This is a genomic window from Acidovorax sp. 100, from assembly GCF_003688355.1.
GTDB lineage: Bacteria > Pseudomonadota > Gammaproteobacteria > Burkholderiales > Burkholderiaceae_C > Acidovorax > Acidovorax delafieldii.
The window spans coordinates 938,469-959,755 of the sequence record NZ_REFD01000001.1; the positions used below are offsets into that span (position 1 = coordinate 938,469).

Here is a 21,287-nt window from a genome sequence, read left to right on the forward strand (position 1 = left end):
TTGCCCTGCGTCAAGCCATGGCGTGGTGACGCTATCCAATTAATAGCTGCTCAGGCATATGGTTGTAGCGCCTGGGGGCTAAAACAATCGAAACTCAGTCTCTGGCTGCCTTGCGCGGGGTTTTGCTGGACTTCTTTTTGGCCGGGCCTGCCTTCTTGCCGCGCAGGTGCAGCACCCAGGTGACCAGCAGCCACAGGTAGCCCACCGGGATGCTGTACGCCGCAAAAGCCGCCAGCGACAGCGGTGGTGCGGTGACGGAGCGCGGGTTGGCAATGGTCTCCAGCAACTGGCGCGTGCCGGTGCCCAGCGTGGGCGTGGCGTGCTGGCTGCCCGAGCGGGCCATGAGGGCGCCCATGAACGTGAAGAACTCCATCAGCAGCGCGCCGATCAGAAAACAGGCCAGCAGGGCCATCAGCTGTGCAAACGCCCGCCGGTTGCCCTTGGCCAGGAACACGATGGCCGACACCAGCCACAGCGCGGGCAACAACAGGACCAGGGCGGGCCAGGCGGACAGGAGAGTGGACATGGGAGACACGGCAGGTAGCAACAGGCAGCAGGGGCCGCTGGTGCGGGCACCAGCGATTCATCGGCAGGGCGCCTCCAGGAAGGCGGTCGAGTGCGGATGATAGAGGCTGCCTGTCACCGGCTGATTCCGGCGGGTCGCGCGACCCGTCTGCCACCACAGGCCGGCGCTTACGCCGCCACAAAGTCGGCCACGGCCTGCAGCACCTCCGCCTGCTGCAGGATCTTGCGGTGCCCCAGCCCCTCGGTGGCCAGCAGCGCGGCACCCGGAATGTGGTCGCGGTAGGCCTCGCCGTCGGCAAAGCGGTTGACGCGGTCGCCCCGGTCGTGCACCACCAGCGTGGGCAGTGCAATGCGCGGGCCGACGGCGGGGGGCTCGAACTGTCGCATCAGGATGCCCTCGCGCGCCTCGATGCGCCGTTGCATGGCGGCGCGGGTGCGTTCGGACAGGCCAAACACCTGCGCGAACAGGCGCGTGTATTCGTGCGGCGAGGCGGGCGGCGCCAGCAGCACCAGCCGCCCGGTGGCCAGGCCCCGGCTGGCCGCATGGGCCGCTGCGTTGGCCGCCAGCGAATGGGCTACCACGGCGCGGGGCGCCGAGTCCTGCGCGTGCAGGCGGGCCGTGGTGTATTCGATGGCGCGGGCGAACTGCGGCAGATTGCTCACGCGGCCCCGGCTGCTGCCATGCGCGGGCAGGTCCACCAGCACCGGGCGCAGGCCGCGCGCGGCCAGGGTGTCGGCCAGCGGCAGCATCTGGCGCGCATGCCCGCCCCAGCCGTGCAGCAGCAGCACCGTGGCGCCGTGTGGCTGGGCCTGGGGCAGGTACAGCGTGATCTCGGCGTCTTCAAACGCCAGGCGCTCCGTGCGCCAGTGGCCCGGTGGCACGGCGCTGCGGCCCGGTTTGCGCAGGGGCAGGGGCGTGCCAAACAGGCGGTAGGCCGCGCGCACGGCCAAGGTGGGCCACAGGCGTTCGGCCGTGCCCAGCGCCACACGCAGCAGGCGCATGCCGGGGTGCTCGCCGTAGAAGCTGGACGTGGCCTGCAGCGCGGCGGATGGGGAGGTGTTCATGGTGGGGCTCCAGAAGGGAGATGGGGGTAGATGGGGGTAGATGGGGGAGGTGGACCGGGTGGACGGTCAGTAAAAGATCCAGTCCCGGTTGCTGCGCGGGAGGCTGGTGAGGGTGCTGCGCAGCGACCGGATGGCGCCCACTGCGGCCGCAATGACGGCAATGCCCAGGATGATCAACATGGTGGTTCCTTTCTTCGCACGGTTGTGCGAAATTGGGACATAAAAAAACAAGAGCACTCCCTGGCGCACCACCGCGTATCAAGCGGGGGAGGGGAGGTAACTCTTGACGAGGCGCGCCCAGGACGCCTCGGTGCGTGCCACTGCCTGCGGATCGCGCAGGAAGCGAACGTCGTGCAACAAGCCCATGATCAGGCCATAGATTTCGCCCACCAGCTGGTCGGGGGATGTGTCGGCCGCCAGGTGCCCGGCCTCGATGGACTGGATCACGGTGCGGCGCAATGCGGCGCGCCAGCGGGTGATTTCAGCGTGCAGCAGGTCGCGCAGCTCGCCCTCGCGGTCGTCCAGCTCGAAGGCGCCTGCGGTGTAGATGCAGCCCGTGAAGGCCTCCACGTCGCGCGTGCGGGCAATCCAGCGGCGCAGGATCTCCTGCAGGCGCGGCAGGCCCTTGGGCTGCTGCATGGCGGGTACGAACACGTCGGCCAGAAAGCGGCGGCCAAACTCCTCGATCACCGCTTTTTGCAGCGCCTCGCGCGAGCCGGCCCGCGAGAACACGCCGCTCTTGGACAGGCCCACGCGGTCGGCCACGGCCTGCAGCGTGATCGACTCCAGCCCCTCGGCCGCAGCCAGGTCCAGCGCCGCGCCGACGATGGCGGCGCGGGTGAGTTCGGCTTTCTGGGTTTTGGCGTCCATGGGTGAAATTTAGCACGATTGTGCGAAACAAGGCAATCCCCGCGCTGTCAACCGGGCGACGGGTGTGGCTGGCCTCTGCCGGGCGCCGCTGGTACGCTGCGTCGCCATGGAGACAACACACAACACCCCGCCCTACATTCCCCAGATCCGCCTGTACCAGAACTGGCTGCGCGACCAGCGCGGTCTGCAGTTCGACAGCTATGACGCGCTGTGGCGCTGGTCCACCACAGACCTCGACGCCTTCTGGCAGAGCATCTGGGACTACTTCCAGCTGCAGTCGCCCACGCCCCACACGGCTGTGCTGGCGAAGAACACCATGCCCGGCGCGTTGTGGTTCCCCGGTGCGCAGGTCAACTACGCACGCCAGGCGCTGCGGCATGTGGATGCCGCCAACGCGGCGGGCCTGCCCGCCATCATCAGTCGCAACGAAAAGGGCCAGCACCGCGAACTGAGCTGGCCCGAGTTGCGCCGCCAGGTCGCGTCGCTGGCGCTGCACCTCAAGGCCCAGGGCATCCAGCCCGGCGACCGCGTGGCAGCCTACCTGCCCAACGTGCCCGAGGCGATGATCGCCTTCCTGGCCACGGTGAGCATCGGCGGCGTGTGGAGCATCTGCGCGCCGGACATGGGCACGCATGCGGTGCTCGACCGCTTCCGCCAGATCGAGCCCAAGGTGCTGATCGGCGTGGACGGCGTGAGCTACGGCGGCCGCGACCACGACCGCCGCCCCGTGCTGGCCGAGCTGCGCGAGGCCCTGCCCAGCGTGCAGCACGCGGTGCTGCTGGGCAATCTGGATGCTTCTGTTTCGATAGCTGGCTGGGCAAGCTGGACTAGCGCTACCGCCCAAAACGATGCAGAAACGGCTGCCTTCGAGCCGATGTGGCTGCCGTTTGACCACCCGCTGTGGATCGTCTACTCCAGCGGCACCACCGGCCTGCCCAAACCCATCGTGCACGGCCACGGCGGCACGGTGCTGGTGGCGCTGCAGCTCAAGGTGCTGCACAACGACATCGGCTGCAGCTACGAGCCCAACAGCTTTGGCGAGCGCTACCACTGGTACAGCTCCACGGGCTGGGTGATGTGGAATGCGCAGCTCAGCGGCCTGCTGTCGGGCACCACCTGCGTGATCTACGACGGCAACCCCGGTGGCAGCAAGGACCACCCCGACTGGGGCGTGCTGTGGCGCTTTGCTGCCGAGACGGGCGTGACCTTCTTCGGTGCGGGCGCGGCGTTCTTTGCCAACTGCATGAAGGCGGGCATCACGCTCACCGACTACGGCGACCTCACGCGCATCCGCGCGCTGGGCACCACCGGATCGCCGCTGTCGCCCGAGGTGCAGGAATGGGGCACGGCCCAGTTCGAGGCCTTGGGCACCCATGACATCTGGTGGAACAACATTTCGGGCGGGACTGACTTTTGCGGCGCCTTCATCGGCGGCAACCGCGAGATGCCCCAGGTGCCCGGCGAGATGCAATGCCGCATGCTGGGCGCGGCCGTGGAGTCCTGGGACGCCGAGGGCCGCCCCGTGCTGGACGCGGTGGGCGAACTGGTCTGCGCGCAGCCGATTCCGTCGATGCCGCTCTACCTGTGGGGCGACAAGGATGGTTCGCGTTACCTGTCGAGCTATTTCGACATGTACCCCGCAGGCCACGGCCGCCAGCCCGGCGGTGGCGATGGCCCCGCGAGCATGGGCGCAGTCTGGCGACATGGCGACTGGCTCAAGATCGGCGCCAACGGGGGCTGCGTGATCTATGGCCGCTCTGACGCCACCATCAACCGCCACGGCCTGCGCATGGGCACGAGCGAGATCTACAGCGCGGTCGAATCGCTGCCCGAAGTGCTCGACAGCCTGGTGGTGGACCTGGAGTACCTGGGCCGCGAGAGCTACATGCCGCTGTTTGTGGTGCTGCGCCCCGGCTACGCGCTGGACGATGCCCTGCGCGCGCGCATCAACGGCGCCGTGCGCACGGCGCTGAGCCCGCGTTTTGTGCCCGACGACATCTTTGCCGTGGCCGAGGTGCCGCGCACGCTGAGCGGCAAGAAGCAGGAGCTGCCCATCAAGAAACTGCTGCTGGGCCAGCCCATCGAAAAGGTGGTCAACAAGGACGCGATGGCCAACCCGGGGTGTCTGGACTGGTATGTGGCGTTTGCGGCGCAGCGGGCGAGTACGCTCCAAAGATAATAGCTGCCAGCGCTTATTGAATAAGCGCTAGCGCCTTGTTTGGATGCAAGGATTCGTGCGGCACCGAGGCGTGCTGTACCCCAGGGGGTCAGTCCAGCTTCGCGCCAGACGCCTTGATCAGCCGCTCCCACACCGGGCGCTCCTTGTTCATGGCCGCGGTGAACAAAGCCGGTGAGCTCTTTTGCACGTCAAAGCCCATGGCCGTGATGCGCTGGGCCACATCGGGATGCTCGGTGGCTTTGCGCACCTCGGCCGCAACGCGCTCCAGGATGGCGGGCGGTGTGCCTGCGGGGGCTCCAAACGCCAGCCAGCCCGCCACGCGGTAGGCCTCGTCGTTCAGGCCCTGTTCGCCCAGCGTGGCCACGTTGGGCAGCGTGCCCATGCGGCGCTCGCCGCTCACGCCAATGGCCTTGAGCTTGCCGGCGTCGATGTGCGCCTTGACTTGCAGTGCACTCGCAAAAGCAATCTGGATCTGCCCGCCCAGCAGGTCCTGCACCATGGGCGCCTCACCCCGGTAGGCCACGTGGCTCATGTCGGCGTTCTGCGACTGGCTCATGTACGCGCCGGCCAGATGCGGGTAGGCACCCGTGCCGTACGAACCGTAGGCCACCTTGCCTTTGTTGGCGGCGATGTATTTCAGCAGCTCAGGGCCCGTGGCCACCGGCACGCTGGGGTGGGCCACCAGCACCAGGGGCGCGATGGCGATCTGGTAGATGGGCGCGATGTCCTTCTCGGGGCTGTAGGGCAGCTTGGTGTACAGGAACTGGTTGGTGAGCATGGAGTTGCTCAGCGCCAGCAGCAGGGTGTAGCCGTCCGGTGCGGCCTTGGCCACCGCGTCGGTGCCGATGATGCCGGCCGCGCCGGGCTTGTTGTCGATGACCATGGGCTGGCCCAGGCCCACGGCCATCTTCTCGGCCAGCACGCGCGCCAGCACGTCGGTGGCGCCGCCGGGGGCGAAGGGCACCACCACCTTGATGGGCTTGTTGGGGTAGGCGGCCTGTGCCCAGGCAGCGGTGCCGGTGCAGGTGGTGGCAGCGGCCAGCGCGGCAGCGCCGAGCCAGGAACGGCGGGTCAGGGGGAAGGGCATGCGTTGTCTCCTGTCGTGGTTATTAGCAATGAGAAATCGAACGGGCTCCACCAGACATGGTGGTGGGCCGGAGCCTGGCTGTCACGCCATGGGCTTATGCGGTCTGGGGGCTCCCTGGGGCGGGGCCGGTGGTGACGCGCACGGTGAGGGGCAGGGGCGCGAGCACTTCGCGCAGGCGGGCCTGCAGCGCGTCGGCGTCGGGGCCCGGGGCCACGGTCACGCGCACGGCGTTGTCGCCCTCGGGCTGTACCTGGGGACGGAGGCCGTCCGTGGCTTGTCCGCACACCCCATCGACCAGCGCTTGCACCGTGTGGCAGGCCGCGCGCTGGCGCAGATCGGGCTTGTAGATCTTGCCCACGTTGGTCACGGGCATGGTCTGCAGCACCTGCACCCAGCGCGGGCGGGCCACGGCCTCGTCCACGCGTTCGGCGGTGAAGGCCAGCAGTTCGGCCTCGGTCACAGCCGGTGCACCGGGCACCAGCGTGGCGTAGACCACGGGCAGCTCGCCCGCATAAGCATCGGGCGCGCCCACGGCGGCGCACAGCTGCACGGCGGGGTGGGCGCCCAGCGCGTCCTCGATCACCTTGGGGTCGATGTTGTGGCCGCTGCGGATGATGAGGTCCTTGGAGCGGCCGCTCAGGTGCAGGCGGCCCTGCTCGTCCACAAAGCCCAGGTCGCCCGTGGCCAGCCAGCCATCGGGCGTGAACGCCTTGGCCGTGTCGGCTGCATCGAGAAAGCCCGAGAACAGGTTGGGCGACTGGAACAGCACCATGCCCGGCTGGCCGGGCGGCAGGTCCTGGTCCGACGCATTGCCCTGCGCATCCAGCGCCACCACGCGCAGCTGGGTGTACGGCAGCCGCCAGCCCACGCAGCCTGCGGGCGCGTTCACGCCGGGGGGCGTGATGGTGGAGATGCCCGCCATCTCCGTCATACCCAGGCTTTCGTGGATGTGCAGGCCAAAGAGCCGTTCAAACCGCGCCGCCAGTTCGGGCGCCAGGATGGCCGCGCCGGTGCGGCAGTAGCGCAGCGTGGCAATGTCGGCCCCGTCCAGCGGCACATTGGCCAGCGCTGCCAGCACCGTGGGCACGGCCGACAGGTAGGTGCAGCGGTAGCGCTCCACCAGCCGCCAGTAGTTGGCAATCACCTCTCGGTTGCGGAACAGGCCGGTGGTGGGGATGATGGTCTCCACCCCTGCCGACAGCGCCGCCAGCGAGCCCGGCAGCACGCCCGCCACATGGAACAGCGGGTAGCCGTTGATGCCCACGTCCTCGGGCCGTATGCCCTGCATCTGCACGCTGCCCCAGGCGGTGAACACCTGCGCGCCGTGGCTGTGGCGGGCCAGCTTGGGCGCGCCGGTGGTGCCACCGGTATGGAAGTACGCGGCGATGTCGCTGGCCGCGATGCGACGGCCGCTTACCAGGTGGTCGCCAGTTTGCTGGTGGCGCGCAGCCAGGTCGAGCACGCCTGGGGGCAGGGCGGGTGTTGTACCCGTTGCCTCATCGTGCGGGGCTACGCGCAGCACCGTGGTCAGGGTGGGTACCAGGGCGCGCAGGCGCAGGGCCTTGCTCCAGTAGCCCAGGTCGCCCTCGCCGCCGTAGGCAATCAGCACCTTGGCCCGGGCCAAGGTCATCATGGCCGCGATCTTCTCGTCGGTGAGCATGGGGTTGAGCGGCTGCACGATGCCCGCCGCCTCGCCACCCCACAGGGCCAGGTGGTATTCGAGGCAGCCGGGCAGCAGCACGGCCACGGCGTCCTGCGGGCCCACGCCCAGGTGGTGCAGCAGGTTGGCTGTCTGGTGGATGCCGGTGAGCAGCTGCGCATACGACCAGCGGATGGGTTCGGCAGCCGGGTCGGCGGCGGGCAAAAAGGCCAGCGCCGTCTTGTCGCCAAACGCCGCCGCCGAATTCACAAAAATTTCGTAGGTGCTCTGCACGGGCAGCGCCTCGGCCAGGGGGCGGGCTTCGAGCCGTTCCACATCCTGCAGGCTGCGCACCGGGGCACCCGGGGCAAAAGGACTGTGCAGTGGGGGCAACGAGGGGTGGCGCATGGGGTTGTCTCGGGTCTTGTGGGGAATCAGGTCGGTCACCGACGGTGCACATATGCGGCGGCGTCCTACCTGGCGGCCGTCGCCGCTTGCCCACAGTCTGTCCGTGTGCCAGCGCAAAAGCAGTCACGCAGATGTCAGGGCAGGTCTTCAGGGCATACAGGCGATCCGCTGCGCGATGGACAACAGGCTCTTGACGCGCCGGTGGCGCTGCAGCACACCCATAATGGACCTTGTTGATTGCCACTGCGCGCCCCGCTGCGCGCCTTTACTTCATGAACACACCGCAGCCGCCCAAACGTTTTTCGATGATCCGTGAGTTCCACCTGGCCGACTGGTTCACGCTGGGCAACGCGGTCTGCGGCGTGGGCGCGCTGTTCTCGGTCATGTCGTACCTGGAGACCAGCAATGTGGTGCATGTGTACTTTGCATGTGCCCTGGTGCTGGCCGCGCTGATCTTTGACGTGCTGGACGGCCGCATCGCCCGCTGGCGCCAGAAAAGTTCGGCCATGGGCCGCGAGCTGGACTCGCTGGCCGACGTGATCTCGTTTGGCGTGGCCCCGGCCATCATTGCCTATGGCTGCGGCATGCAGGGCCTGTACGACCGCATCGTGCTGGCCTACTTCGTGGCCTGCGGCGTGTCGCGCCTGGCGCGCTACAACGTCACGGCCGAAACCCTGTCGGGCGACGACGGCAAGGTCAAATACTTCGAGGGCACCCCCATCCCCACCTCCATCGTGCTGGTGGGCCTGCTGGCCCTGGCCGCCTGGTTGGGCGCAGTGCGCGAGAACCTGTGGTTTGGCAAGCTGCTGATCGGCGGCTTCACGCTGCACCCGCTGGTGCTGCTGTTTGCGGTGTCGGGGTCGCTGATGATCAGCCGGATCCGGATTCCGAAGCTCTGAGCCGCTGGCTAGCGCGTCCTTTCTTTGTGGATGTTGAACACCATGGCACTCCAAAAAATCGCAGCGTTCTCCGACGGCCCCCAGGGCGGCAACCCCGCCGGTGTATGGATCGGTGACGCGCTGCCCAGCTCCGCCGACATGCAGCGCATTGCCGCCGAGGTCGGTTTTTCTGAAACTGCGTTTGCCGCCCCGCTGGGCAATGGCCGCTGGCGGGTGCGCTACTTTGCGCCCGAGAGCGAGGTGCCCTTCTGTGGCCACGCCACGATTGCCCTGGGCGCCGCGCTCGCGCAGCGCGAGGGCGACGGCGTGTTTGCGCTGTCGCTGAGCCAGGCCGAGATCACGGTCGAAGGCCGCCGCGCGGGCGATCTGGTGCAGGCGGCGCTGCAGTCGCCCCCTACGCGCAGCGGGCCTGTGCCTGCGGCGCTGTTGGCCGATGCGCTGGCCCTGTTTGGCCTCAGCGCGGTCGATCTGGACCCGCGCATTCCGCCCGCGCTCATCCACGGCGGTGCGGACCACCTGGTGCTGGCGCTGCGCAGTCGCGAGGCACTGGCGGCCATGCACTACGCGCTGGACGTTGGCCGCACGCTGATGGTGAACGCCAAGCTGGTCACCATTGTGCTGGTGTGGGTGGAGTCGGACCGGCTGCTGCAAACCCGCAATGCCTTTGCGTCGGGCGGCGTGCTGGAAGACCCGGCCACGGGTGCCGCCACGGCCGCGCTGGCGGGTTATCTGCGCGACCTGGGCTGGCCCCACGGCGGCGCCATCGATGTGGTGCAGGGCGAGGACATGGGCATGCGCTCGCGCCTGCGGGCCGAGATCGGGCCGGTGGTGGGCAGCTCCATCCGCGTGTCGGGAACGGCGCGGTGGATGGATGACGGTGAATGAGTTTTGCTATTGAAAATATAGCTGCTCACGCATGATTCACTAGCGCTACCGCCCGATTTGCGCAGAAATCTGGCCAGCCGAGCACGTGGGTCTCTGTGCGCCCTGCCCGGTCTCCCGCTCAGGCGCTGATCTCGTCCTGGAGCCACTGCACAAAACGCAGCGTCTCCGGTGACGGGTCCGGCGCCATGCCCAGGTAGTGCCGCGTGAGCGGCAGCCGCAAGCTGGGCAGCGGCGATACCAGCCGCCCCGAGGCCAGGTCGTGGGTGATCAACGACACCGGGGCCACCGCAAAGCCCAGCCCATCCACGGCGGCCTGCAGCACAAAGTGCAGGTGGTCAAACTGCAGGCAGCTGGCGGGCTGGAGCCTTGGCGCGTTCACCAGCTTCTTCCAGCTCTCCCAGTCCTTGCTGCGCGACTTGGACAGCAGCAGCACATGGGCCGACAGCGCCTCGGGCTGCGCCACCGGGCGCTGGGCGAACAGGGCAGGAGCGCCCACCACCAGCGCCTCGTCCTCCAGAAACGGCTGCACCTGCATGCCCGGCGGCCAACCGCGTGGGCCGCGCCGCAGGGCCAGGTCGAAGGTCTCGGTGGCATGGTCCGGCGCCAGCGTGCTGGTGATGACCTGGGGCTCAATGTCCGGATGCTGGGCCACAAAACCCGGCAGCCGGGGGATCAGCCACCGCACCGCAAAGCTGGGCCGCACATTGATCTTCACGCTGCGCAGCCCGGCATCGCCCCGCAGCGACTGGGCGGCAGCGCCGATCTGCGCGAGCGCCGGCCCGACCTGTGCGTGGAACTGGTGGCCCGCCGCCGTGAGCAGCACCTGCCGCGTCTTGCGCTCGAACAGGTCCACGCCCAGGTGGGCCTCCAGCGTCTTGATCTGGCGGCTGATGGCGCTGTGGGTGACGTGCAGCTCCAGCGCTGCGTGGGTAAAGCTCTGGTGCCGCGCCGCCGCCACAAAGGCACGGACCGCGTTCAGCGGGGGCAGGCGGGGTGGCATGCGGGGAATCTTCACACGCGTGCGTCGCCGCCAAATCGTCTACCGGTAGACGGTGGTTTGGCAGGCCGCTGGTCAGCGGCGGCACGCTGCGCCTGTGGGCGCCGATGTTGTGGTGTCGGGGCCGTTGCCGACCCCTCGAAATTATATTCCGAAGTGGTGACCCCGGCCCACGGGCTGCACGGGCCAGGTGCCAAGGGTCAGGGGCAGGTCCAGGCCCCGTTGCGGCGATTGAAAAGCTCCCCGTAGAAGAGGGCGTCGCCATCGTTGGCCAGGGCCCATGAGGGGGCGGCCTCGCGCGCGATAGCAGCCTGCCGTTGCCATGCTGCACCACTGCGCGCAAACAGGGCAATGTGCGATACGGGTGCCGCGTTCCCAGTTCCGGCTCTCGGGCAAGTGAGGTCTGCAGCCGTGATGTGGTATTCCGGCGGAAGCGTGTTGGGCGAGTTCCGCGCTTCCACCGCCAGGGTGTTGCCGTCGTGGGACAGCGTCATGGCGCTAAACACCGATGCGGCAATATCAATGAAATACACAATGCCTACAGGCAGCCGCGCTTGCTCGGTCCATCCATCAACCACGTTCTGCGCGTAGATACGCACAAGCGGTGGTGTGATGTTCACGCTGCGGGTGATGGCGCCGCTGTTCAGTGCCAGCGTACTGCCATCGCCAGACAGGGCAAGGGCTGTGCCTACGATGTCGCCTTCTGGCGCAAAATGGTTTTGCGCGGCCCACGTGGTGCCCGTGCGTACGTAGGTGAAAACGGTGCTGGGGGCAGCAGCGGTACTGCTGGTGACCCTGAAGCGCCCCGAGACCGCCAGCACGTTGCCGTTGGCAGACAGAGCCAGCCGGTCCGGTTCCAATTGGCAGGGCTGGGCGCATGCAGTGGGCGCCTGGGTCGATGAAATCGTGGTTGGCTGGCTCCATGTGCCGCTGCTGCGCTGGTAGATCTGTACCTTGGACTCTTCGCTGGCGGCCAGCGTGTTGCCGTCCGCTGAAAGCGCGATCCGGTACGCACTGGTGGGGATCTCTGCCTGCTGTTGCCATGGCTGGCCGGCTGCAGTGCGCGTGAACACCAGCAAGGTGCTTGTCGAACCGTTGGAGCCACGAAGGACCAGGGTCAGGCCGTCTTGGGATATGGGGTCGAAATTGCCCGATGAGGATTTGAGGGGGGCGCGTCCCGAGGAGAATTCGTAGCTGATGCGGCTGGGAAGGTCCAGCGCCTTTGCTGCGGTGAAGGCTCCACATCCATCGCTGTTACAAGCCCGCAGGCGGAAGTTTGCATTGATGAAATCAGGGATTCGGGCGAGATTCAGGTAGCCGAACTGTCGTTGCGTCGTGGAGTAGAAGCTCAGGCCCTGCGCCTCGCCCATCTGCACTTCGGTCTTAGGCCCGGGGCCATCCAAGTCGGCAAAGAGCTCATAGCGCGTGGCGCCCGGCGTGGCGCTCCACGCAAAACTCAGAGCCCCGCTGTTCTCAAAGTTCTCGGGGGCGGGCAGCGTGCTGGTGACGGGGGGCTGGCCAGGCTCTGCGGAGCCTGAGCCGCCGCCGCCGCAGCCTGCCAAGGCCAGTGCGGCACAGCCCAGGGCCAGCGTGGCTAGCAAGGTCGGCAAGGCCCGGGGGGCCCGCTGGTGGACGGTTTCGGGTGCAAAGGTCAGTGTGTCGTGACGCATGGATACCTTTTTTGGAGAAAACGTTAAACGGGGCTCGGGTACCGGTGGTGGTACTGTGCAGTGATTATTCAGCTCGTCCCCATGTGTTCTGCCACATACCCAGACGCGGAATCTTTGACACCGAGTGTCCTGAAAATGATAGCTGCCGGTGCCACCCAGGTGGCGCTTTGGCACCGTTTGATACACATGGTCAAACCGCCCGCCGGTTCACCAGCACGATGCCCGCTGCGACCAGCACCAGCGCCGCCACCAGCCCGGGCGTCACGGGCTCACCCAGCCACAGCGCGCCAAATAGCAGCGCAAACACCGGCGTGAGGAACACAAACACCGAGATCTTGGTCGCCGGGTAGTGCGCCAGCATCCACATCCAGGCGAGGTAGCTCACAAACGCCCCCACCAGCGCCTGTACCAGCAGCGAACCCCAGGCAAAGCCGCTGAACTGCCAGACCCACGCCTCGCCCAGGCCCAGCGACAGCACTGGCAATACCGCCGTGCTCACCGCCACTTGATAGAAAAGCTGCTTGGCGGGGGCCACACGCGCCAGCGGCGTGGTGCGGATGACTACCGTGGTCAGCGCCCACATCAGGCCCGCAGCCAGTCCCAGAAGATCTCCCAGCCAGCCTTTGGGCAGCGCCGCGCTGGCATGGCCCAGCAGCCCGTCGCCCAGCGCCAGCCCCACGCCCACAAATGCCGCCGCCAAGCCCAGCCACTGCCAGCCCTGCAGGCGCTCACCGGGGATGAAACGCGGCAGCAGCAGTGCCACCCAGAAGGGCGATGCATACAAGAACACCGTGAGCCGCGAGGCGGTGGTGTACTGCAGCCCCAGGTAGATGCACGCAAACTCGCCGGCAAACAACGCCCCCGCCAGCAGTCCGGCACGCGTGGCCCCGGCGGGCTCGCCCGCGCCGGAAAGGCCTACACCACGCCACAAGCACCAGGCCGCTACTGCGACCGTGGCCAGCGCAAAGCGCACAAAGGCCTGGAACACGGGCGCCACCTCAGCCACCGTGGCCTTGACCAGCACCTGCTGGAAGCCCCAGAACATGCAGCAGGCGAGCAGCAGGGAGATAGCCAGGGCGTCGATGTGTGTTTTGCGGGTGGAAGGCATCGGCGCATTATCAAAGGGCGCGGTGGGTCTGCCGGTCGCCTGGGTGCATCCGCTGGCCTTCTTGCAGTCCGCTGTGAATGCCGAAAAAGCGCATACGGACGCTTACACAGGCCCACGGTACACTTTGCGCCTTCTGAAACAGGTTACCGCGCTCCTTTTTCCCATCCCCCTCATGGCCCTTACGACGGCGGCGCAGTCCCGCTCCAGCTTTGACCTCAAGAGCGCCTCGCTGCCAGTGGTGGCGGTGTTGCTCAAGACCACCGACGCCGCCCAGTTCGTAGCCGATCTGGCCGAGCGCGTGGCCGACGCCCCGGGATTTTTTGATAACGACCCCGTATTGATCGACCTGGCGCCCGTGCGTGAGGCCGAAGCTCCCGTCGACTTTGCCGCCATCGCAGCCGCGCTGCGCCAGCACAACACCCTGCCCGTGGCCGTGCGCGGCGGCAGCGCTGCCCAGATGGAGGCTGCGCGCGCCGCGGGCCTGGCCGCAGCACCCGACGCGCCTCCCGCGCGTGCCGAGGCGCCAGCGCCGGTGCAGGAGGTGGTGCGTGAGGTGATCCGCGAAGTCGAGGTGGAAGTGGTACGCGAAGTGCCCATGCCCGGCCCCGGCACCGTGGTGGTGGACAAGCCCTTGCGTTCTGGCCAGCAGGTCTATGCGCGCGGCGCCGATCTGGTGGTGATGGCCGTGGTGAGCTTTGGCGCCGAGGTGATTGCCGACGGCAACATCCACGTTTATGCCCCGCTGCGTGGCCGCGCAATTGCCGGTGCGCGGGGCAACACGGAAGCCCGCATCTTTTCGACCTGCCTGGAACCGCAGCTGGTCTCCATTGCAGGCATCTACCGCACCACCGAGACCGAGCTGCCTGCCGATGTGCGCGGCAAGCCAGCCCAGGTGCGGCTGGAAGGCGAGAAGCTCCTCATCGAGCCGCTGGCCTGACCCCTTCATTCCCCATTCGTACCAACCCCACAGAGAATCAGCAACACATGGCCAAAATCGTCGTCGTGACCTCCGGCAAAGGTGGCGTGGGCAAGACCACCACCAGCGCCAGCTTTGCCACCGGCCTCGCCCTGCGCGGCCACAAGACCGCCGTGATCGACTTTGACGTCGGCCTGCGCAACCTGGACCTCATCATGGGCTGCGAACGCCGTGTGGTGTACGACCTCATCAACGTCATCCATGGCGAGGCCAACCTGAACCAGGCGCTCATCAAGGACAAGCAGTGCGACAACCTGTTTGTGCTGGCCGCCAGCCAGACACGCGACAAGGATGCGCTCACGCAAGATGGCGTCGAGAAGGTCCTCAAGGACCTGGCCGCGATGGACTTTGAATACATCGTCTGCGACTCGCCTGCCGGCATCGAAAGCGGCGCCCTGATGGCCATGCACTTCGCCGACGAGGCGCTGCTGGTGACCAACCCCGAGGTGTCTTCGGTGCGCGACTCCGACCGTATCCTGGGCATGCTGGGCAGCAAGACCAAGCGTGCGATTGACGGCGGCGAGCCCATCAAGGAACACCTGCTCATCACGCGCTACAACCCCAGCCGAGTGCAGGACGGCCAGATGCTGAGCCTGGAAGACATCCAGGACATCCTGCGCATCAAACTGATCGGCGTGATTCCCGAGTCGGAAGTGGTGTTGCAGTCGTCCAACCAGGGCACGCCCGCCATCCATGCGCAGGGCAGCGATGTGAGCGAGGCATACAAGGACGTGATCGACCGCTTCCTGGGGCAGGACAAGCCGCTGCGTTTCATTGACGCCGAAAAGCCCGGCTTCTTCAAACGCCTGTTCGGGAGCAAATAGCCATGGCTTCTTTTCTGTCCTTCCTGCTCGGCGAGAAGAAAAAAACCGCCAGCGTTGCCAAGGAGCGGCTGCAGATCATCCTGGCGCACGAGCGCAACGGCCGCAATGCGTCCGAGCCCGACTACCTGCCCGCGCTGCAGCGCGAGCTGGTGGCGGTGATCTCCAAGTACGTCAAGATCAACCCCGACGACCTCAAGGTGCACCTGGAACGCCAGGACAACCTGGAAGTGCTGGAAGTCAAGATCGAGTTGCCCGATACCGTGCGATAGGCAGCCACTGCCACCGGGCCACGCACTCCCATCGTGCCCCGGTATCGCCCCAGACCCTGCCCCGCAACCCTGCGCGGCAGGGTTTTTTTTTGGGCCGGCGTGGCCTGATTTGGCCTGACAATTGCTAGATGTACTAGGGTAATCCCTAATCTTTCGGCAACAAGGCTCCTGTGGACACAACCTGGAAACTCAGCTGGCAGCGTGCACGCAACCACGAAGGCGTCACGCGCGGCGCGCGTGCCTTGGTGGCCCTGGCCGCCGTTCTGGCCTATGGCTGGTGGGCCGACTGGCAGGCCGAGTTGATGCCGGTGCTGCTGGGCGTGATCGCCAGCGCGCTCACCGAAACCGACGACAGCTGGCGCGGACGCCTGCGGGCGCAGTGCCTGGCGCTGGCGTGTTTTGGCCTCATGGCGGGGGCCGTCTGGGCGGCGGTGTCCTGGCCCTGGGTGCTGATGGGGGTGATGGCGCTGCTGGCCTTCGGCATCACCATGCTTGGGGCGTTGAGCGAGCGCTACCGCGCCATTGCCTTTGGTTCGCTCATCCTGTTCATCTATGCGGGGCTGGCCGCCCACAGCAGCCGTGCGGGTGCGGGTGACGCCATCCCCCGCATGCTGGCGGGTGCGGCCTGGTACGGCGTGGTGTCGGTGCTGTGGCATGCCGTGCTGCCGCGTGCACCGGTGCGCTACCGCCTGGCCAAGCTCTACGCCATGCTGGGCGAATACCTGCGCCTGAAGGCGCTGTTGCTGGAGCCGGTGCGGGATGTGGATCTGGAGCGCCGCCGCATGGCGCTGGCACTGCACAACGGCCGCGTGGTGGACGCCCTCAACGCCACCAAGGAGAGCCTGATCAGCCGCATGGGTGCGAGCGCCCCCCCGCTGTGGCAGCAAACGGCCATGCACCAGTACCTGGCGGCGCAGGACGTGCATGAGCGCGTGAGTTCGTCCCACGAGCATTACGACCTGCTTGCCCAGTCATTCTTTCACAGCGACGTGCTGTACCGCTGCCAGCGCGTGCTCACGCTGCTGGGCGAACAGGCGCTCAAGCTGTCGGTGGCCATCGAGGCCCAGTCGGTGCCCCAGCACTGGGGCGTGACGGCCCGTGCCATCGAGGACATGCAGGCCGCCGTGGCGCACCTGCAGTCCCAGGCGCAGCCCGCCGGTGCGGCGTCCCTTCCCGCCCAGTCCCGGGCGTCGCGGTCACTGCATGCGTTGGCCGACAACCTGACCGCGCTGGCCGGGGTGTTTGCCGGTGCGCTGGCGCTGCCAGCTGGCAACGCCGAAGTGGCGGTGGACCACGCACTGTTTGACCGCGAGCCCCGCAGCCTGCGCGATGCCTGGGCACGCCTGCGATCGCACTGGCCGCTGCAGTCTCCCTGGCTGCGCCACAGCCTGCGGCTGAGCCTGTCCCTCATGGTGGGCTTTGCCCTCATGCAGGCCATGGCCGATCCGCACGGGTACTGGATCTTGCTGACCATCGTGTTCGTGAGCCAGCCGCAGTACGCGGCCACGCAGACGCGGCTGATGGAGCGCGCCAAGGGCACTGCCATGGGGCTTGCGCTGGGGTGGGCGGTGATCCAGCTGTTTCCGGGCGAGCTGGTGCAGGCCGCCTTGCTGGTGCTGGGGGGCGCTGTGTTTTTTGGGGCGCGGCACACCCGCTATACCCTGGCTACGGCGGCTGTCACCACCTTGTTGCTGCTCAGCTTTCACCAGATGGGCGCGGCCAGCGGCGTGATCTCCGCGCGCCTGCTCGATACCGTGGTCGGCTGCGTGATCGCCGCCATCGCCTCATGGCTGGTGCTGCCGTCGTGGCAGTCGCGCCACTGGCCCCGGCTGGCCGCCCAGGTGCTGCAGACCCAAGCGTTGTACCTGCGGGAGATCCTGGCGCAGTACCAGGGTGGCAAGTGCGACCACCTGGCCTACCGCTTGGCCCGGCGCAATGCCCACAATGCGGATGCCGCACTGTCCAACTCGTACAGCGCCATGCTCAAGGAGCCCTTGCATGTACGTGGCAACGCCGAGGTGGTGGGGCATTTCCTGTGCCTGTCGCACACCCAGCTCAACTACCTGTCGGCACTCGGTGCCCAGCGCGGCGGTGCGGCGGCCCAGCCCATGGACGAGGCCACGCGCGAACTGGCGCAAAGCCTGCTGGCGTCCCTGCAGCAACTGGCGCTGGAGCTGGAGCGCGCGCAGCAGTCAGGCCGGGTGCGCAAGTCCCACAGCGCCCCGGCAGTGGCCCAGGTGCTGCGCGAGTGGGGCACGGTACCGGCAGCGCCCAGCGCGCACAGCCTCATGGCGGCGCAGCTGCAGCTGGTGGGCAAGGTGTTCCCACAGCTGCAGGCGCAGGCGCGCCAGCTGGTGACCACGGAATAACCTGGGTGGAGTGCGGCGCGCGAATGCTGCCGCAGCCGGGTCAGCGTGCGTGCTTGGCGAACTTGCCCGCAAATGCCTGGGCAATGCTCAGCCCGCGTTGCCCCGCGACCAGCGTGGCGGTCTGCCCGGCGGCGATGGTGCCGGGCCGGTCCACCGCCAGGTAGTAGCCGCAGCAGCCCGCCACCGCCATGGCGCGGCCGGCTTGGGAAAACCCCATCACGGCATTGAACTTGAAGCAGGGCTCGCGGGGGGCCGTCACGCGCAGCACGCAGTCCGGGAAATGCCACTCATCGCCCACAAACACCTCATGCTCCAGCGGTCCGTCAATGGTGAGGTTCTCGCCCATGAAGCCTGGTGGCAGCGCCTCGTCGAACAGGCTCACGCCCCGCTCGCGGCGTTGGGCCTGCCAGAACGCATAGTGCGCTGCGGGGTAGGCATACACCGCCTTGGCCAGACCGCCGTGCACGCTCAGGTCGGCCTGCTCGTCACCCGCCAGCCCCAGTGGGCCCACCGCCACGGGGTCGGTGACGGATGTTTTGCCGATGGCGGTGAGCACCGACCGCTCGCCCACCTTCAGCCGCCGGGCGGAGCCGACGTTCACGTGGCGTACGACGATGAAGGGCGCCGTCACAGCGGGTGCTCGGTGTAGAACTTGCCGCCGTGGTACAGCAGGGGCGACGCGCCCTCGCGGTGCTCGCAGCGCTCCACCTCGCCCACGAAGATGGTGTGGTCACCCTCCTTGTACTGGCTGCGGTTGAAGCATTCGAACGTGGCAGCGGCACCGGCCAGCAGCGGCGCGCCGCTGATGCCGGGGCGGTGCTCCAGGCCGGCCCAGCGGTCAATGCCGCGGGTGGCAAACCGTTCGGCCAGGTCTTTCTGGTCCGCTGCCAGTACATGGATGGCGTAGTGCGAGCCGTTGGCAAACGCTGGCATGGTGCTGGCGCCGTGCGACAGGCTCCACAGCACCAGCGGGGGCTCCAGCGACACCGAATTGAACGAGCTGGCCGTGAGCCCCACCAGTTCGCCCGCGGCATTGCGGGCGGTCACGATGGTCACGCCCGTGGCGAACATGCCCAGCGCATTGCGGAATTCGCGGGTCGAAAAGCTCGGCGGCAGGGCGAGGGCGGGGCGGGGGAGCGATGGGTTCACAAAAGCGGCGCCAGCGGTGGCGGCGTGGGGGCAAGCAACAGGACCTATTATCAGGCGCCACCCTCCGCTGCGCTGTTGCGGGGTTTACTTCTGCTTTTCACCGCATGGCTGCACTGCTCCCTACCTTCACCACCCTCGGCTCCGGCCCCACCGTGCTCATGCTGCACGATGCCGACGGCGACCACCTTACCTTTGCGCCCCAGGTGGAGACCCTGGCCACCGCTGGCTACCGGGCCGTGGCCTGGGACATGCCAGGTTATGGCCGCAGTGCGCCCGTGGAGCCCTACACCTTCAAGGCACTGGCACAAAGCTGCCTGGCGCTGATCGAGGCGCTGCGCTGTGGCCCTGTCACGCTGGTCGGCCACGGCATGGGCGCCATGGTAGCGCTGGAGGCCGCCGTGCGCGATGCGTCCAAGGTGCGCCGCATGGTGCTGTGCGCAGGCGGCCCGGCGCTGGATGCCCAGGCCGTGAAAGACTGGGTGGCACCGCGCGAGCAGGCCCTCAAGGCTCTGGATGCGGGCGGCAGCATGGAACAACTGGCACAGACGCTGGTGCCGCAGTGCATCGGCACCGGCGCCCTGCCCGAAGGCGTGCGGCTGGCGGGCCATGCACTGGGTCAGGTGTTCCCGGGCGCTTACCGCCGCGCCCTGGAGGCCCTGCCCACGTTTGACCGGGGTGCCGCCGCGCTGGCGCACTTGGCCATGCCGGTGCTGCTGGTGGGCGGTGATCAGGATCGGTGCACTCCCCCCGCAGCCTTGCAGGCGCTGGCCCAGGTGTTGCCCGATGCGCAGACGGTGCTGCTGCCGCATGTGGGGCATTGGCCCCAGCTGGAAGACCCTGAGGGGTTTGACGCTGCGCTGCTCGATTTTCTGGCCCACCGGCGCACGCTGCACTGACCCATTTGATCTTGGCTCGCCCGGCCGCCGCGTCCGGGCATGAACGCTGCCTTCTTTCTCCATGTTGTTTGCCCTCAAGAAAATTCTGTCTGCGCTGCTGTTGCCGCCGGTGTCCAGCATCGTGCTGGCGCTGTTTGGCCTGTGGCTGGCGCGCTACCACCGTCGCACTGGCAACACGCTGGTGGTGCTGTCGCTGTTGTCGGTGCTGGTGTTGTCCTGGCCGCCGGTGTCGGACGCGCTGGTGCGCAGCCTCGAGCGCTACCCCGCCGTCACGCCGCGCCAGTTGCCCGAGGCGAAGGTGCAGGCCATTGTGGTGCTGGGCGGCGGCGCCGACACCGTGGCGCCCGAATACGGGGTGGACGTGCTCAGCCGGGGCGCACGCGAGCGGGTTCGCTATGCCGCCTACCTGCAGCAGCAAACGGGTTTGCCCATACTGGCCACGGGGGGCTCGACGGGCGGCACACGGGCGGAGGCCCTGGTGATGAAGGACGTGGTGGAGCGGGAGTTCAAGGGCCGCGTGCGCTGGACCGAAGTGGAGTCCCTCGACACCCGCAACAACGCCGAAAAATCGGCTGTCCTGCTCAAGGCCTCGGGCATCGAGCGCATTGCGCTCGTCACCCACGGCTGGCACATGGTTCGGGCGGCGAAGGACTTTGAACACGCCGGGCTGCAGGTGCTGCCTGCGCCCATGGGCTTCAAAGGGGGGCAGTCACGCAAGCTCTATCGCGTGCTGCCCCGCGCATCGGCCCTGTCCGACAGCAGCCTGGCGCTGCATGAATGGCTGGGCATACTTGCCCAGCGTGCTTCGCTGGACCGCTGAGAGCCTGTGGACGATCCCCTGCGAGATCGTCCACAGGCTCTGAGATCAGCCTGCCGCAGGTGTGACCAGGAAGCGGCTGGCGGCTTCCACCGCCTGCGCATCGGCCTGTACGGCGCCCGGGGGGCCGCCCTTGCCCCACAGCGCACCGCCCCAGGTCATGGACAGGAACTGCGCGCACAGCGCCACCGAATCGATCATGGGCTGGGCCTTGGTGCGGTCGCCGCTGGTGGTGATGAGCGACAGCGTCTTGCGGCCCATGGCGTCCTTGAAGTCCAGGCCGGGCACGCGCATCCAGGCGCTCCAGTGGTCGAGGTAGGTTTTGAGCGGCGAGGGGATGCTGTACCAATACACCGGCGCCACCCAAACGATGTGGCTGGCGGCCAGCGTGGCGTCCAGCAGGGTTTTCATGTCGCCCTCAGGCGGTGCGTAGGTGCCGGTGGTGTGGCGCTGGTCCACAAAGGGCGGCAACTGCATGCGCGCGAGGTGGTGCCAGGTTTGTTCCGTGCCCGCAGGCAGGGCGGCGGCGGCCTGCCGCGCCAGCCATTCGGTGTTGCCGAGGTGGCCGGGTTCGCGGGTGGAGGTGGTGAGGAAGAGGTAATGGGGTGCAGACATGGCCGGCATCGTAGCGGCACCGGCCCGTGTCTGCAGGAGT

Annotated in this window: 20 protein-coding genes; 9 read left to right on the forward strand and 11 right to left on the reverse strand. The window is 67.7% G+C overall.

Translation table 11 applies throughout. The features are described from left to right. Positions 1-94 precede the first annotated feature (94 nt). The 3 genes from C8C96_RS04415 to C8C96_RS04425 form a co-directional block, all read right to left on the reverse strand. Complete coding sequence (locus tag C8C96_RS04415; RefSeq protein ID WP_121941564.1) at positions 95-526, reverse strand: hypothetical protein; 432 nt, start codon at positions 524-526, stop codon at positions 95-97. Between the two features lie 167 nt (positions 527-693). Next, positions 694-1,590 carry an alpha/beta fold hydrolase gene (locus C8C96_RS04420; RefSeq protein ID WP_121941565.1) on the reverse strand — a complete coding sequence of 299 codons (897 nt, stop codon included), beginning with the start codon at positions 1,588-1,590 and terminating at the stop codon, positions 694-696. A gap of 258 nt (positions 1,591-1,848) precedes the next feature. Then, complete coding sequence (locus C8C96_RS04425) at positions 1,849-2,460, reverse strand: TetR/AcrR family transcriptional regulator (protein ID WP_056057057.1); 612 nt, start codon at positions 2,458-2,460, stop codon at positions 1,849-1,851. A gap of 106 nt (positions 2,461-2,566) precedes the next feature. Between C8C96_RS04425 and C8C96_RS04430 the strand changes: the two genes are divergently transcribed. After that, entirely contained in the window at positions 2,567-4,639 is a 2,073-nt protein-coding gene (locus tag C8C96_RS04430) for an acetoacetate--CoA ligase (RefSeq protein WP_121941566.1), read from the forward strand. An 88-nt stretch (positions 4,640-4,727) separates the two neighbouring features. Here C8C96_RS04430 and C8C96_RS04435 read toward each other — a convergent pair whose 3' ends face one another. Both C8C96_RS04435 and C8C96_RS04440 read right to left on the reverse strand, forming a co-directional pair. Further along, a complete protein-coding gene (locus C8C96_RS04435) occupies positions 4,728-5,726 on the reverse strand; it encodes a tripartite tricarboxylate transporter substrate binding protein (protein WP_121941567.1) in 999 nt (332 codons plus the stop codon). Between the two features lie 94 nt (positions 5,727-5,820). Further along, positions 5,821-7,773: an acyl-CoA synthetase gene (locus tag C8C96_RS04440; RefSeq protein ID WP_121943874.1), complete on the reverse strand. Its 1,953-nt coding sequence runs from the start codon at positions 7,771-7,773 to the stop codon at positions 5,821-5,823. Positions 7,774-8,045: 272 nt separating this feature from the next. Between C8C96_RS04440 and pssA the strand changes: the two genes are divergently transcribed. Together pssA and C8C96_RS04450 are read left to right on the forward strand one after the other, a co-directional pair. After that, on the forward strand, positions 8,046-8,672 hold the full coding sequence (gene pssA / locus C8C96_RS04445; RefSeq protein ID WP_056057700.1) for a CDP-diacylglycerol--serine O-phosphatidyltransferase: 627 nt from the start codon (positions 8,046-8,048) through the stop codon (positions 8,670-8,672). A gap of 42 nt (positions 8,673-8,714) precedes the next feature. Beyond that, positions 8,715-9,557, forward strand: a complete 843-nt coding sequence (locus C8C96_RS04450; RefSeq protein WP_121943875.1) for a PhzF family phenazine biosynthesis protein — start codon at positions 8,715-8,717, stop codon at positions 9,555-9,557. Between the two features lie 118 nt (positions 9,558-9,675). Here the strand turns inward: C8C96_RS04450 and C8C96_RS04455 are convergent, their stop codons facing one another. The 3 genes from C8C96_RS04455 to C8C96_RS04465 all read right to left on the reverse strand — a co-directional run bounded on the left by C8C96_RS04455 (position 9,676) and on the right by C8C96_RS04465 (position 13,332). Further along, on the reverse strand, positions 9,676-10,557 hold the full coding sequence (locus C8C96_RS04455) for a LysR substrate-binding domain-containing protein (RefSeq protein ID WP_121943876.1): 882 nt from the start codon (positions 10,555-10,557) through the stop codon (positions 9,676-9,678). A 197-nt stretch (positions 10,558-10,754) separates the two neighbouring features. Beyond that, a complete protein-coding gene (locus C8C96_RS04460; protein ID WP_121941568.1) occupies positions 10,755-12,224 on the reverse strand; it encodes a hypothetical protein in 1,470 nt (489 codons plus the stop codon). Between the two features lie 190 nt (positions 12,225-12,414). Beyond that, complete coding sequence (locus C8C96_RS04465) at positions 12,415-13,332, reverse strand: DMT family transporter (RefSeq protein ID WP_121941569.1); 918 nt, start codon at positions 13,330-13,332, stop codon at positions 12,415-12,417. Positions 13,333-13,504: 172 nt separating this feature from the next. On the opposite strand from C8C96_RS04465, the gene minC reads away from it, so the two are divergent. The 4 genes from minC to yccS all read left to right on the forward strand — a co-directional run bounded on the left by minC (position 13,505) and on the right by yccS (position 17,770). Beyond that, a complete protein-coding gene (gene minC / locus C8C96_RS04470; protein ID WP_121941570.1) occupies positions 13,505-14,269 on the forward strand; it encodes a septum site-determining protein MinC in 765 nt (254 codons plus the stop codon). 47 nt (positions 14,270-14,316) lie between these two features. Continuing rightward, complete coding sequence (minD, locus tag C8C96_RS04475; RefSeq protein ID WP_056057067.1) at positions 14,317-15,132, forward strand: septum site-determining protein MinD; 816 nt, start codon at positions 14,317-14,319, stop codon at positions 15,130-15,132. A 2-nt stretch (positions 15,133-15,134) separates the two neighbouring features. Then, entirely contained in the window at positions 15,135-15,401 is a 267-nt protein-coding gene (gene minE / locus C8C96_RS04480) for a cell division topological specificity factor MinE (RefSeq protein ID WP_015011987.1), read from the forward strand. Between the two features lie 170 nt (positions 15,402-15,571). Beyond that, entirely contained in the window at positions 15,572-17,770 is a 2,199-nt protein-coding gene (gene yccS / locus C8C96_RS04485; protein ID WP_121941571.1) for a YccS family putative transporter, read from the forward strand. A 40-nt stretch (positions 17,771-17,810) separates the two neighbouring features. Here the strand turns inward: yccS and C8C96_RS04490 are convergent, their stop codons facing one another. Together C8C96_RS04490 and C8C96_RS04495 are read right to left on the reverse strand one after the other, a co-directional pair. After that, positions 17,811-18,401 (reverse strand): MOSC domain-containing protein, encoded by a 591-nt coding sequence (locus C8C96_RS04490; RefSeq protein ID WP_121941572.1) that lies wholly within the window; start codon positions 18,399-18,401, stop codon positions 17,811-17,813. Further along, positions 18,398-18,919, reverse strand: coding sequence for a flavin reductase family protein (locus C8C96_RS04495; RefSeq protein WP_015011990.1), 522 nt, complete (start codon positions 18,917-18,919; stop codon positions 18,398-18,400). Before C8C96_RS04495 ends, C8C96_RS04490 begins: the two co-directional genes overlap by 4 nt. A 104-nt stretch (positions 18,920-19,023) precedes the next feature. On the opposite strand from C8C96_RS04495, the gene C8C96_RS04500 reads away from it, so the two are divergent. Together C8C96_RS04500 and C8C96_RS04505 are read left to right on the forward strand one after the other, a co-directional pair. After that, positions 19,024-19,815 carry an alpha/beta fold hydrolase gene (locus tag C8C96_RS04500; RefSeq protein WP_121941573.1) on the forward strand — a complete coding sequence of 264 codons (792 nt, stop codon included), beginning with the start codon at positions 19,024-19,026 and terminating at the stop codon, positions 19,813-19,815. 61 nt (positions 19,816-19,876) lie between these two features. Beyond that, entirely contained in the window at positions 19,877-20,635 is a 759-nt protein-coding gene (locus C8C96_RS04505) for a YdcF family protein (protein WP_121941574.1), read from the forward strand. A 45-nt stretch (positions 20,636-20,680) separates the two neighbouring features. Here the strand turns inward: C8C96_RS04505 and C8C96_RS04510 are convergent, their stop codons facing one another. Continuing rightward, positions 20,681-21,256, reverse strand: coding sequence for a flavodoxin family protein (locus tag C8C96_RS04510; protein WP_108497655.1), 576 nt, complete (start codon positions 21,254-21,256; stop codon positions 20,681-20,683). Positions 21,257-21,287: the final 31 nt, after the last annotated feature.

What these genes read in the sequence shown, in the direction of transcription:
- C8C96_RS04415 (WP_121941564.1), bottom strand. Translation starts at nt 526, where the DNA reads ATGTCCACTCTCCTGTCCGCCTGGCCCGCCCTGGTCCTGTTGTTGCCC.
- C8C96_RS04420 (WP_121941565.1), bottom strand. Translation starts at nt 1,590, where the DNA reads ATGAACACCTCCCCATCCGCCGCGCTGCAGGCCACGTCCAGCTTCTAC.
- C8C96_RS04425 (WP_056057057.1), bottom strand. Translation starts at nt 2,460, where the DNA reads ATGGACGCCAAAACCCAGAAAGCCGAACTCACCCGCGCCGCCATCGTC.
- C8C96_RS04430 (WP_121941566.1), top strand. Translation starts at nt 2,567, where the DNA reads ATGGAGACAACACACAACACCCCGCCCTACATTCCCCAGATCCGCCTG.
- C8C96_RS04435 (WP_121941567.1), bottom strand. Translation starts at nt 5,726, where the DNA reads ATGCCCTTCCCCCTGACCCGCCGTTCCTGGCTCGGCGCTGCCGCGCTG.
- C8C96_RS04440 (WP_121943874.1), bottom strand. Translation starts at nt 7,773, where the DNA reads ATGCGCCACCCCTCGTTGCCCCCACTGCACAGTCCTTTTGCCCCGGGT.
- pssA (WP_056057700.1), top strand. Translation starts at nt 8,046, where the DNA reads ATGAACACACCGCAGCCGCCCAAACGTTTTTCGATGATCCGTGAGTTC.
- C8C96_RS04450 (WP_121943875.1), top strand. Translation starts at nt 8,715, where the DNA reads ATGGCACTCCAAAAAATCGCAGCGTTCTCCGACGGCCCCCAGGGCGGC.
- C8C96_RS04455 (WP_121943876.1), bottom strand. Translation starts at nt 10,557, where the DNA reads ATGCCACCCCGCCTGCCCCCGCTGAACGCGGTCCGTGCCTTTGTGGCG.
- C8C96_RS04460 (WP_121941568.1), bottom strand. Translation starts at nt 12,224, where the DNA reads ATGCGTCACGACACACTGACCTTTGCACCCGAAACCGTCCACCAGCGG.
- C8C96_RS04465 (WP_121941569.1), bottom strand. Translation starts at nt 13,332, where the DNA reads ATGCCTTCCACCCGCAAAACACACATCGACGCCCTGGCTATCTCCCTG.
- minC (WP_121941570.1), top strand. Translation starts at nt 13,505, where the DNA reads ATGGCCCTTACGACGGCGGCGCAGTCCCGCTCCAGCTTTGACCTCAAG.
- minD (WP_056057067.1), top strand. Translation starts at nt 14,317, where the DNA reads ATGGCCAAAATCGTCGTCGTGACCTCCGGCAAAGGTGGCGTGGGCAAG.
- minE (WP_015011987.1), top strand. Translation starts at nt 15,135, where the DNA reads ATGGCTTCTTTTCTGTCCTTCCTGCTCGGCGAGAAGAAAAAAACCGCC.
- C8C96_RS04500 (WP_121941573.1), top strand. Translation starts at nt 19,024, where the DNA reads ATGGCTGCACTGCTCCCTACCTTCACCACCCTCGGCTCCGGCCCCACC.
- C8C96_RS04505 (WP_121941574.1), top strand. Translation starts at nt 19,877, where the DNA reads ATGTTGTTTGCCCTCAAGAAAATTCTGTCTGCGCTGCTGTTGCCGCCG.
- C8C96_RS04510 (WP_108497655.1), bottom strand. Translation starts at nt 21,256, where the DNA reads ATGCCGGCCATGTCTGCACCCCATTACCTCTTCCTCACCACCTCCACC.